10 protein-coding genes are annotated in these 12,056 nt (G+C 66.3%); 2 read left to right on the forward strand and 8 right to left on the reverse strand.

Annotation, left to right across the window (positions count from 1 at the left end):
* Window positions 1–45 precede the first annotated feature (45 nt).
* Window positions 46–324, reverse strand: coding sequence for a DUF7553 family protein (locus tag P2T60_RS19400; RefSeq protein WP_276282412.1), 279 nt, complete (start codon window positions 322–324; stop codon window positions 46–48).
* A gap of 148 nt (window positions 325–472) precedes the next feature.
* Between P2T60_RS19400 and P2T60_RS19405 the strand changes: the two genes are divergently transcribed.
* Window positions 473–631, forward strand: coding sequence for a hypothetical protein (locus tag P2T60_RS19405; RefSeq protein ID WP_276282413.1), 159 nt, complete (start codon window positions 473–475; stop codon window positions 629–631).
* Window positions 632–935: 304 nt separating this feature from the next.
* Here P2T60_RS19405 and P2T60_RS19410 read toward each other — a convergent pair whose 3' ends face one another.
* From P2T60_RS19410 to P2T60_RS19440, 7 genes are all read right to left on the reverse strand, one after another.
* Window positions 936–3,407 (reverse strand): pentapeptide repeat-containing protein, encoded by a 2,472-nt coding sequence (locus tag P2T60_RS19410; RefSeq protein WP_276282414.1) that lies wholly within the window; start codon window positions 3,405–3,407, stop codon window positions 936–938.
* Between the two features lie 138 nt (window positions 3,408–3,545).
* Window positions 3,546–4,502: a hypothetical protein gene (locus tag P2T60_RS19415; RefSeq protein ID WP_276282415.1), complete on the reverse strand. Its 957-nt coding sequence runs from the start codon at window positions 4,500–4,502 to the stop codon at window positions 3,546–3,548.
* Between the two features lie 17 nt (window positions 4,503–4,519).
* A complete protein-coding gene (locus P2T60_RS19420) occupies window positions 4,520–5,119 on the reverse strand; it encodes a hypothetical protein (RefSeq protein WP_276282416.1) in 600 nt (199 codons plus the stop codon).
* 19 nt (window positions 5,120–5,138) lie between these two features.
* Window positions 5,139–6,911: a spermidine synthase gene (locus P2T60_RS19425; RefSeq protein ID WP_276282417.1), complete on the reverse strand. Its 1,773-nt coding sequence runs from the start codon at window positions 6,909–6,911 to the stop codon at window positions 5,139–5,141.
* A gap of 64 nt (window positions 6,912–6,975) precedes the next feature.
* Window positions 6,976–7,680 carry a hypothetical protein gene (locus tag P2T60_RS19430; protein ID WP_276282418.1) on the reverse strand — a complete coding sequence of 235 codons (705 nt, stop codon included), beginning with the start codon at window positions 7,678–7,680 and terminating at the stop codon, window positions 6,976–6,978.
* Window positions 7,681–7,970: 290 nt separating this feature from the next.
* Window positions 7,971–9,140, reverse strand: a complete 1,170-nt coding sequence (locus P2T60_RS19435; protein WP_276282419.1) for an SDR family oxidoreductase — start codon at window positions 9,138–9,140, stop codon at window positions 7,971–7,973.
* Window positions 9,140–10,714: a succinic semialdehyde dehydrogenase gene (locus tag P2T60_RS19440; RefSeq protein ID WP_420028722.1), complete on the reverse strand. Its 1,575-nt coding sequence runs from the start codon at window positions 10,712–10,714 to the stop codon at window positions 9,140–9,142. The genes P2T60_RS19435 and P2T60_RS19440 overlap by 1 nt, the downstream gene beginning before the upstream one ends.
* A 128-nt stretch (window positions 10,715–10,842) precedes the next feature.
* On the opposite strand from P2T60_RS19440, the gene P2T60_RS19445 reads away from it, so the two are divergent.
* Complete coding sequence (locus P2T60_RS19445) at window positions 10,843–11,685, forward strand: hypothetical protein (RefSeq protein WP_276282421.1); 843 nt, start codon at window positions 10,843–10,845, stop codon at window positions 11,683–11,685.
* Window positions 11,686–12,056 lie beyond the last annotated feature (371 nt).

Below are 12,056 nucleotides of genomic sequence, written 5' to 3' on the forward strand. Positions count from 1 at the left end.
CAAAGTCCTGTGCGATACGCCAGCGAGCCGACGCGAGACGCCCTCTCAGACGCCTTCGACGGTTGAGCGATACGCTTGGGCGTGTTCGAGCGCGGACTTCACGGCCTCGGTCGCGTCGGCGTCGAGGTCCGACTGTACGTCGTGAAGGTTGTGTTCGAGGCGCGCGAGTCGGCCGTGGTCCGGTCCGCGGTCGGCGTCAGCCATCGTCTCGACCTGTTCGGCGTAGGTTTCGAGGCGCTCGGCGGCGTCGGCGTGGTCGGTGCCCTCGCGGGCCTCGTGGAGTTTCTCTGCGGCGGTCCGGAGTTCGCTTCGGTCGTCGCTCATGGCCGGGCCTACGCCCGAGCGCGGGAAATAGTTTCTGTCGAGATAGGTTTCTGCCGGAATCGGTGACGCGCGACCGGACCGTATCGAAGACGCCCCGCGGTCGGCGAGGACCGGAGACCTCTTGTCGGACTGCTCCCTACCGTCGCCCATGACTTCCAAACTCAAACGCGGTGCGTTCGCACTGGTCGGACTGCTCGCCGTCGCGTTCGCGGTCCACTACGCGCTGTTCGGGTCGCTTCCGCTCGGCAAACCCGAGTTGCTGAAAGACGACGACGGCGAGTCCGAGTGGAAAGAAGTGGACGCCTGAGTCGAGACACGTCGCTCGTGGTTTCGGACGTATTTTCGTTTCTTTCGGACAGGTATATATTCGTTAGGGAATGGTTTAGTTATCCGTAGTGGCGAGGGCCGAACAGCACCGCGAACGGGAATCGGCGACGGGAAGTTACGTCGGGCTTGAACCCAGAAATCACAGTAGGGTCGAGTCCGAGACGCCCGCGACGGCGACGAAGAGTTACGTCAGGCTTGAACCAATCACGACCGCACAGCACCGCAACCGCCACCGCGGGCCACACCCTCCCCAACCGATTCCTTCGTTCGCTCCCTCCGGTCGCTTACTCAGTCATCCCTCGCGCGGTCGGACGCGACACGCAAGCGGTCGCGTCCGCGCGCGCCGGGTTGGATGTTTCACGAGCGCGCAGAAAGAGACAGTTGGCCGGAGACCAAAAATCTCCGACGACCGCCGAAAATCCGCCCGGAACCTTCCCGCCGAGGACTCGCTTGAACAGCGTGAACGTGAGCAGAGTGAAGAACAACCCGTTCAACATCCCCTGACTCGCCGCCAGAATCTTCGCGGCCCACCCGACCGGGCCGATGTCGCCGTAGCCGATGGTACTGAAACTGATGTAACTGTAGTAAAGCCCCTCGAACAGCGTCGTGGAGGGTTGGGCGGCGTCCCAGATGACGCCCGCTTGGGTCTGTAGCGGACCGCCGAGGACGTAGAGAACGCCGAACAGCGCGGGCAACAGGAACGTCAACACCGCGATTCGGGGCAGTCGGTTGCCGTACCCGCAGGTGAACTGCATGAAGAAGTTGAGACCTACGCTCGCGCCCTTCCGGAGTCGGCCCCACACGTCAAGCGAGTACTCGTGGAGAACGATGTCCACGTTCTTCTTGCGGTTGTAGAAGTACCGCTTGAACTCGAACTCCCGCATCGCGGGCGTGTCGCCCACCGCGTTGGCGCTGTCTTGAGCCTTCCGGTAGGTCTCTTCGATGACTTCGTTGGTCATCTCCACGTCGTAGCGACCCGACGACTCGTCGCCGAGGAAGTCGTGGACGTTCCAGTCGTTGCGTTCGAGGTAGGCGTGGTGGTTGCTGAAGTCGAAGTGGTCGAAGTCCGTAAGGCAGAACCGGAAGTGGTCCAGCAGTTGGTGTTGGTTGCCCTCGCTCTCCAGATTCAGGTCGCCGAGGGTCGCCTTCGTCAGGTCGTAGAGGACCACGCTGTCGGCGGTTATCACGACGCTTCCGCCACAGAGCGTGGCCTCGGTCAAATCGACGTACGTGTCGCCGCTCCCGCCCGCGACTATCCGGAACTCGACGCCCTTGTGGAACTCGGCGGTCCGGAAGTTCCCCTCGTCGTGGAACGTCACGTCCCGGAACGACCCGTTGGTGAAACTCGCGGCCTCGAAGTCCGCGGTCGCCTCGAACGTCACCTCGTCGAACGACGCGTTCTCTTCGAGATGTTTGGCCTCGCCCTCGAAGACGACGCCGCGGAAGATGGCCGCGTCGTGAAACGCCGCCTCCCTGAAACTCGCGTCCTCGCGGAACCGGGCTTCCGTGAACCGGACGCGCGACCGGAACGTCGCCCCCACGAAATCGGCGTCGCCGTAGAACTGGGCTTCGACCGCCTCCACGTCGCCAGCGAACGTACTCCCGTCGAACGTCACGCCCTCGCGGAACTCCGAGCGCTCGAGGTTGGCGAGACCCGAGATTTCGATGCGGTGGCAGTCGGCCCGCGCGTCGAACACCGCCCGGTCGAGGTTGAACTCGCCTTCGAAGGTAGCGTCCTTGAAGTCGGCGAACCGGAAGCGCGCGAGTTTGAAGTCGGCCTCGCCCTCGAAGCGCGCGCCCTCGAAGGTCACGTCGTCGTTGGTCGTCCGACTGCCGCCGTTGAACTCGACGCCGCGGAACTCCGCCAGCGCCTTGAACCGGGCGTCCTCGAAGCAGGCGTCGTCGTGGAAGCGGGCCTCGTCGAAGTCGGCCATCCGGTCGAAGACGACGCCGCCGAAGCGGGTGTCGCCCTCGAACTCGACGTGTTCGAAGTCCGACGCCGCGTGGAACGTCGTGTCCTCGAAGGTGACGTACTGGAACGTCGCCTGCCGGAAACTCGCGTCGTCGCGGAACTCCACCCCGGCGAACGAGATGTGGTCGTCCAAGACGTGGCTGGTGCCTGTCGTCTCGACGTTCCGGAAGTGGGCCACGTCGTGGAACGTCGCGCCCTCGAAACTCGTGTCGTCGGTGAACGTCGTCTCGTCGCAGTTCACTTCTCCGTGGAAACTCGCGCCGACGAACGACACGTCCTCGCGGAAGGTGGTCTCGTAGGCCGAGAGGGTTCCTTCGACCGACAACTGGTCGCCGTCGAGGACGCCGCCGATGGTCGCGCCCTCGAACTTGAGTGTGCCGACGGTGGCACCCCGGAGGTTCAGACCCTGTTCGAGGCGGCCATGAGTGATGTCGAGTCCGTCGATGTCGGCGTACTGGAAGTTGAGGACGTGGTTGGTCCCGCCGTTGATGTCCTGATAGGTCAGCGAGAGATGCGGGAGGTTCGCGCCGACGTACTCGTTGGCGCGAACGTCGTCGGATTCGAGGTTCCGCTTGAGTCGCGCTACGATGTCCTCGGCGGTCACGTCGTTGCTGGCCCGTTCGTCGCGGGACATGTGGAACCGGCAGTAGTCGCTGTCGCCGTGGGCCTCGTGGGGGCACTCCCACGTCGTCTGGAGGCGCGCGTCGGTGTGCCTCGCCGGGTCGAACGTGTACTGACAGGTCGTCGTCGCGTCGGCGGCCGAGCGTTCTTCAGTTCGTGCCATGGGTGGAGTCGGGTGGCCGAGCGGCCGGGGGTCGGTTGGCGGGCGATTCGAGGGGGGTTGTCACACGTACCGTCATTGCTCACCCCTCCGATATATAGATTCGGTCTCTTCCGGCCGGAATCCAACCGCGAAGCGTCGTCACTTCAACACGTCCTTTCGCTCGCGCTCGGTGAGACTCGCGTCGAAGGCGCTCCGCGAGCAGTGTTCGCACTCCTTGGCGGGGTTGGTGCTTCGGTCGTAGGTCTTGACCGGGCGGCCGAACACGAACAGGGCTTCCATCTGGTGGCGTTCCACGATGGCGTCGGCGGGTTCGCCGCAGTTGGGACACCAGTCGTCGCCCTCCGCGGGAACCTGATACGTGACCTTCCGGCGGCCGAACCCGGCGCGGTCGAACGCCTCGTCTTTCGATGTCTCGATGAGGTCCTCAACGGGATAGGGTTCGGAAATCACCTCGTTGTCGAACCCGGTGTCGGCGACTACCTCGCTGTCGAGGTACGCCCCGACCCTGACGGTGTTGTCGTACCCCAGCAGGTAAACCGAGACGCTGGCGCTCCGGCCCGTAATCTCGATTTCGTGGTCGCGGCCCACGACGTACACGTCGAGGTCGGTCCGAGCCTTCTCGACGCTGACCTCGTGGTCTGCGCCCGCGACCCGGACGCCCGCGTCCGGGTCGCTGGCACTGCCCGACTGCTTCCACCCGGTGAGCGACACGTCGTAGTCGTCGGGGTCGCGGGGCAGTGCCACGTCGTCGGCGTAGACGTTTTCGGGGCCGACCACCGAGAGGTCGCCGCCCGAAGTTTCGGCCGAGACGAACACGTCTTCGGCGTCCGCCACGATTGCGTCGCCGGTCACGCCGCCGGGTTCGGCGTACCCGTCTTCGAGGTTTCCCCGGACGACCGTCTCGGGGTCGCCCACGTCGGCGTCGCCGGTGGGTTGGTGAGTGAAGACGTATTCGGGGTTCCGGAGTTCGAGGTCGCCCTCGACGCTTCCGGTCCGGAGGTACACGTCCTCGGGGTCCCGGACTTCGACCGGGGCGTCTTCGTGGCCGGTGAGCGTTACGTCGCCGTCGTAGGTCTCTGCGGTGTGGTCGGTCATGATGAATCGGTGGTGTGTCAGTCGTCTGTCGGTCGGAGAGCGGTCGAAGTCGGTTCGTCCGTTCGCGTCGGTTCGTCCGTTCGCTCGTCTTTCGCGCGCTCGCGTGCGGGAGACAATATGGTATACGTGTAAACCGCAATCCCGTGTTCGGGGTAGGTGTGGTAGGTCTCGTAGGTCGCCTCATCGCCCGCGGGCGACCCGGCGGACGGGACCGACGCGTCGGTCCCGTCCGCCTCGCCGAGTTCGATGGTCGTCCACGCGTCCGGGCCGAACCGGAAGGCGGCGTCGGCCCCCTCGGGACCGGGGAACGCCTCGATTGGCCGGACCTCGGCGCTGGTCTCGACCCGGAGGCGGTCGTTCTCGAACGCGAAGTTGCGCTCGACGCCGCGCCGGAGCGGTGTTTCGGCGGTCGAGTCGCCCGAAATCGGCTTGCACGAACAGACCTCGTGGAATCCCAGCGCCGGGACGCCGACGTAGTGGGACTCGCCGATAATCGTCAGCGCCGCGGGCGCGCCGAGCAGTTCGCTCGGGACCACGCGCTTCACGTCGAACACCTCCAGATTCGGCTCGCTGGCGGCGTACGCGAAGTAGAGTCGGGATGCGTGTTGCGATGACATTGGTGTTGGTGGTCGGTCGTCAGGTATCTACGATGATGTCGTAGTTCGGGTCGAACAGCGAGTTGACTTCGACGCCGCGGTAGCCCGGAATCGCGCGCCACCGCAGGTCGCGGTAGCGGTCGGCGTAGCGCCGGACGTACTCGGTGGCGCGGGCCGAATCGGGGTCGGGGAACGGCGCTCGCTCGCCGGGCGCGAGGACGTAGAACTGCTCTACGCGCTCTACGTCGCCGTCGCGGTCCACGTCCTCCCACGCCCAGTAGGGCGCGTAGCGGTCGAACCCGGCCGCTCGGACCGTGTTCAGGTACGCCTTGTGGTGCTGGGGGTAGCCGTACTGGGAGTAGGCCCACGCGACCACCGCGCCGTCTGGTTCGAGGTGCCGCCGGAGCGACCCGTAGAACTCCTTGGAGTAGAGCTTGAGCAGGTCGTCGTCCGTCGCGCCGGGGATGTCGAGCAACACGAGGTCGTAGGTCTCGTCGGTGTTCTTGAGGTAGGCGTAGCCGTCGCCGACCGTGGTGTTCAGTCGGTCGTACTCGTAGGCGTCGTCGTGCCAGCGCGCGAAGAACGAGTCGTTTCGCGCGTGGGCCATGAACTCGGCGTCCAAGTCCACGTGGTCCACGCTCACGTCGTACTTCCGGAGGTGGTCGATGGCTATCCAGTCGCCGCCGCCGACGACGAGGACGTTCGTCTCCGGTCCGCGGTCGTACATCGACATCGGCACGTCCACGAGTCCCCGGTGGTAGGAGTCGGCCCAGCTCTCGCAGAGTTGGACCGCGGTGCCGAGTCGGAGGCACTGCTCGGTCTCGCCGGGGAAGTAAGGGTTCGCTCCGCTTCCGGTCCACGTCCGGTCGTAGCGGACGACGTGCTGGTACTGGGTGGTCCACTGGCTGGTGATTTCGGCGTCCATCGCGCCCTTCGCGTACTCGGACTCTATCTGCTGTTCGAGGTAGAGTTCGGTCACGCCGCGGTCAACCTGCCGGTGGTTGGCGACCGCGCCCGCGTACCCGGCGGTCAGGACGAGACACGCCGCGAGGAGCGCGGCCGACTCCCGACTCGCCAGCACGCGGCGCTCGCCCGCGAACAGGCCCCACGAGCGCTCGCTGAACCGGGCGACGAACACCAGCGCGGCCACGCAGTTCAGCAGGGCCAGCACGAAGATGGTCGGCACGAGTCCGAGCGCGGGGTAGAGAACCTTCGCGTAGACGACGGCCCCAAACAGGCCGCCCACGTAGTCCATCGCCAGCACGACCGAGAGACCGCTCCGGTCGCCCGGCGTGCGCTCGACGCTCCAGAACCGTCCGAGGACGCCCAGCGCGGCCCCGTAGAGGCGGCCGAACCCGCGCGTGACCGCGGTCGGGAGGACGCGCCCCGACTCGTCGGTCCGTTCGACCATCCGGGTCAGCAAGGGGAGTTCGAAGCCCGAGAGGAACCCGACCGCGATGGCGGGGAGTCGCGCGGCGACCCACACGGCTTCTGCAGGCACGGCCTTCGGAATCGTCACGCTGTTGAGACCGACGACGAGCATGAACCCCGCGGGCGCGACTGCGGCCAGATACACCTCGGTCCGGAAGAAGTTCGAGGGCGCGTCGGCCTGCAAGTCGTCGGACATCGCCGACCCGACGCCGAGACTGAAGAAGTACAGACCGACCGTGATGACGTACTGGGTGACGGTGCCGCCGTACATCACGGTCAGCAACTCCGAGTAGACGAACTCGTAGGCGAAGCTACAGAACGACACGACGTACGTGATTGCCAGCAGGGTCAGCGTCTTGGTCCGCGTGGAGACGTTCGGCATAGGTCAGGGAGTCGGGGAAGGCGGCGGAGTCTTCGCGTCGGAAACACCCGCGAACTGGACGGAGTTAAATCCGTGGGGAAACTTTCCACTGCTTCTCGACTTCGTACCCGGCGTCGGTCCCGAGACCCTCGTCCACTTTCAGGTCCACGCACTCCCACTCGAAGTCGTGGTTGTTCGGCCCGCCGACGAGTTCCGCGCCGACGCGGTACCAGCCGTCCCGTCGAATCTCGCAGGTCTCGGTCCCGTCGGGGTCGCTCACGCGGCAGTCCCACGGCACCGGTCCCGCGCCGGGCGCGTCGTCCTCCATCTCGAAGTCACTCCCGAGGTAAGCCACCCCGAGCGTCGCGGCGGTGACGCTGTACCTCGACACGTCGTCGTCGTGGTCGTCGTACCAGTCGTCGGCGTACGCGCCGCCGTGCCACCACGCGCGTCCGTGGCCGGTCTTGGGGGCGCTACTGTAGCCACCGTCCGCGCGGCCGGTGGCACCGCGGCCGCCGCTCCCGCCTTTGCCCTTCGCGCGGGCGCTCCCGACGGGGCTGAAGCCGCCGACTTCGTTGGGGTCGGCGAGCGCGCTCTGGCCGTCGGAGTCGTACCGGGACACGACCCACGTGTTCTCTTCGAGGTCGATTTGGAGTTTTCCGTTCTCGGTCTCGATGTTCCGGAAGACGTTCGACTTTCGCGGCGGTGGGGAGCTACTGCCGCTGGAACAGCCTGCGAGCGCGGAGGCGGCCACGAGGCCGGTACCAGCGATAAATTCGCGGCGTCGCATGGCCACATTCTTCGTATGAATCCTATAAATGCTTATTGAAAAATTCTCGGCGAGCGACCGAAACGCGAGGGATTTCCGAAGAGGAGGACTCGACTCGACAGAACGGTTCGTCGGTCGCACGGCCACCGCGCAGTCGTCGCGGTCGCCACAATCACGCGGCCGTCGCCGACGAGTCGGCGACGGCCGCGACCGATTAGAGACTGATATACAATTCTATAAAATGGATATAGATACTGTAGAGAAAGAAGAACACGTCTCCACCGAAGGTAAATCGTTCTCTGACGCCGCGTCTACGTCATCGCGTCCGCGGACACGTCGGGGTTCTCGCGGAAGAACCGAACCAGCGCGTCGGCGTACTCCTCGAACGCCGGGCACGCGACCCCGCTCCCGTGCAGGTCCCGAATCGCGTTCGCGCAGGTGTAACTCGTCGGGTGGACGAAGTAGTCCAGAACCGCCGGTTCGACCCCGAGCGCGTCGGCTAGTCCCGGAATCGCGTCGAGCGAGCGCCGGGCGAGACTCGCGCCGCCCGGCACGGGCACCCGGAGAATCCGGGTGCCCGTCGCCGCCGCGAACGTCCGGACCATCCCCGCGACGGTGGGCGGGTTCGGGTCACAGAGCTGATACACCTCGCCCGCGGAGTCGTCGCGGGCGCTCAGGTTGGCTATCGCCTCGACTACGAAGTCGCGGGGCACGACGTTGACTTCGTAGTCGCGGGGGTCCCCGAACGTTGGCACCGCGGCGACGTTCGCGCCCGGCAGGAGCGCCGACTGCCGCCCGAGCAGTTCCAGCAGGTAGTACGGCCCGTCGTACTTCTGAGTCTCGCCCGTCTCGCTGTCGCCGACGGTGATTGCTGGCCGGTAAATCGTCGCCGGGAGACCGTCGTCCATCCGGCGCTGGACCTCGACCTCCGCGAGAAACTTGGTCTCCTCGTAGTGGTTGTTGAAGGTCTGTCCCACGTCGAGGTCACGGTGGGTAAACACGCCGTCGTGCCGCCCGCTGACGTAGCAGGTGCTGACGTACTGGAACCGCCGGAGGGCCGGACACCCCGCCGCGAAGTCCAGCACGTTGCGGGTCCCCTCGACGTTGACCGCCATCCCCACCTCGCGGGCGACTCCGAGGTCGTACACCGCCGCGAGGTGGTACACCTCCACCGCGTCGGCCTGCAAGTCCGCGTAGTCGTCGCCCAAGCCGAGGTCCGACTCCGTAACGTCGCCCTCGTACAGTTCGACGCGCGACGGCGCGGACTCGTCCGCGCCGTCGCGCGGGTCGCGCTCCCGGTTTCGCTCCCCGTCGCGCTTTCGTCCCTCGATTTCGGCGGCGCGTCGCTCGGCGAGGTCCCGGTACTTCGACTGAACCAGACACCGAACCGGCACGTCCTCGGGGTACCGGTCGAGCAAGCGCGCGACCAGTTCGGACCCCAGAAAGCCGGGGAACCCGGTCAGGAACACCGATTCCGCCATCACCGCACCCCCGGAATCCGGTCCATCGCTCGGAGCGCGAGCGCCATCCCCGTCGCGTACCACGAGTCGGGCACCCCGCGCGGCGCGCCAATCGGCGCGCCGCGCTGTTCGGCGACGGTCTGTGCCTCGGTGTACTTCAGGAACCCTTCGTCGCCGTGCCGTCGCCCGAGTCCCGAGTCCTTCATCCCGCCCATCGGCGCGTCGATGGAGGCCCACGCCGCGGCGTAGGCGTCGTTGACGTTGACCGTCCCGCAGTCGATACGCCGGGCGATGTCCCGGCCGCGCTCGCCGTCCTCGGTCCAGACGCTCGCGTTCAGACCGTAGTCGGAGTCGTTCGCCATCCGAATCGCCTCCGACTCGGCGTCGAAGGGTTCGACCGACACCACCGGGCCGAAGGTCTCTTCGCACCCGGCCGCCATCTCGTCGGTCACGCCCGACAGAACCGTCGGTTCGTAGAAGTACGGCCCGATGTCGGGCCGCGCTCGGCCGCCGGTCAACACGTCTGCGCCCTTCGCCACGGCGTCCTCGACGTGTCGCTCGACGGTTTCGAGTTGGTCCGGACCGACCAGCGACCCCACGTCCGGCCCGTAGTCGTAGGCCGGTCGGAGGTCAAGCGCGCGGGTCCGCCGGACGAACCTGTCTAAGAACGCGTCGTAGACCTCGCTGGCGACGTAGAGGCGCTCGAACGAGATGCAGAGTTGGCCCGCGTTGGTGAAACACCCCTGAATCGCGCCCTCCACCGCCGTTTCGATGTCGGCGTCCGCGAGAACCACCATCGGGTTCTTGCCGCCGAGTTCGAGCGAGCAGTCGGTCAGATTCGCGCCCGCGCGCCGGGCCACCTCCCGGCCGGTCTCGGTGCTTCCGGTGAAACAGACGTAATCGGCCTCCTCGACGACTGCGCCGCCCGCCTCGCTCCCGTGGCCCGTCACGACCTGAAACACGTCGTCGGGCGTCCCGGCCTCCCGGAGGAGGTCCCGGAGCGCCAGCGCCGTAAACGGCGTCTCGCTCGCTGGCTTGCACACCACGGCGTTGCCCGCGAGCAGGGCCGGAATCGCGTCCGACACCGAGAGCGTCATCGGGTAGTTCCACGGTGAGACGACGCCGACGACGCCGACGGGTCGCCGGTTGACGGTGGTCTTCGTGAGCAACGGAAGCGCCCCCTTCCGGCGCGAGGGCGCGAGGTAGTCGGCGGCGCGGTGGGCGTAGTGGCGCGCGGTGGTCGCCACGTCCAGCACCTCCTCGAAGGCGTCGATGCGCGCTTTCCCGCTTTCGAGTTGGGTCACGTCGAGCAGTTCGGCCCGCCGGTCCAACGCGAGGTCGTGAAACCGCCGGACGACGGCCGCGCGCTCGGACGCCTCACGGTCGGCCCACGCAGGTTGGGCCTCCCGCGCGCGCTCGAACGCCGCGAGTACGTCCGCGGACGTACTCGCGGGAATCGTTTGTATGGTACTTCCAGAGTACGGCGCTTCGACCGGAATTTCGGGGCGGTCGTCCTCGGTCCGGACCGACGCGGCGAGACGAGAGAGCGCGTCGGCAGTTGTTCGCTCCGGGAGTCGGTCCGAAGTCGTGGTCATGTCGTTCGGTTCGCTCTTCGCTTCCATTAGGGTTCTGCCGGGCGTCGGACTCCTTCGTCGCTCAAAAAGTATAAGAAAATAAACCTGTAATCGCAACCTATAAATCGGTCCCTTTAGGGGTTGTTTCCATGGGGTCGTATCAGACGTATTTACGAGTCGCGTTCGCGTTTCTCGTCGTCGTGCCCACCGGCGGCGTCTTTCTGACGCACACCGGGAGCGTCTTGGCCGCGGTGGATGGCGACGAGTCCGCCGCCGAGAATCCGGTCGTCCACGAACCGGACGAACTCCGGGCCGCCGAGAACCTCACAATCGTCACCGCCCACTACAACGACGAGAAGAACGGCAGTCTCACCGCGTTCGCAGGCGACGGCGACGTGGTGTACGAGACCAGAGCCTACCAGCGAATCTTCGACGTTGACCCCGTTCCCGGCGAGGCCTACACCGTGACGTACGTCGGAAGTTCCGTCCGCCCGAACTCGAAGTGTAAACTCGGGCCGGGTTCGAGTCTGAACTGCGTCCGGAACGTGGTCGAACGCCTCAACCTGAGTACCGGCGAGTCCGAGCGAGTCTACACCTACGAGGTGGTCACGCGCCACTCCCACGACAGCGTCCACGACGTGGACCGCATCGACGACAGCCACTATCTGGTCGCCGACATCTTCCACAACCGGGTGTTCGTCGTCAACACCTCGTCGAACGTGATTACGTGGGAGTGGCGCGCCCGGAGCGAGTTCCCCTACTCGACCGGCGGTCCCATCCGAGACTGGACCCACCTCAACGACGTGGAGTACCTCGAAGACCAGAACGTCGTGATGGCCGACCCCGGAACCACGACCAAGTGTGGTTCATCCACCGCGAGCGCGGACTGCTCGAAAACCGGACGCTCGGCGCGGACGACGACCACGACACGCTCTACGAACAGCACAACCCCGACTACATCCCCGAGGAACGCGGCGGCCCGGCGGCCGTGATTGCGGACTCCGAGAACAACCGCATCGTGGAGTACCAGCGCGAGAACGAGTCGTGGACTCGGACGTGGACGTGGCGGGACGCCAAGATGGAGTGGCCCCGGGACGCCGACCGTCTGCCCAACGGCCGGACCCTGATTACCGACACCCACAGCAACCGCGTCTTCGAGGTGAACCGGCAGGGCGAAATCGTCTGGCAGGTGTCGATGGCGAAACCCTACGAGGCCGAACGCCTCGGCACGGGCGACGAGAGCGCGGGCGGCGCGAGCGCGACGGCCCTCGACTACGAGTCGCGGACGCCGGGCATTACGACCGACGACTCCGGAGACGCCAACCGCGGACTCGGCGCGCAGGTCTACGGCGCGGTCCGGTCG

Source organism: Halorussus caseinilyticus, assembly GCF_029338395.1.
Lineage (GTDB): Archaea > Halobacteriota > Halobacteria > Halobacteriales > Haladaptataceae > Halorussus > Halorussus caseinilyticus.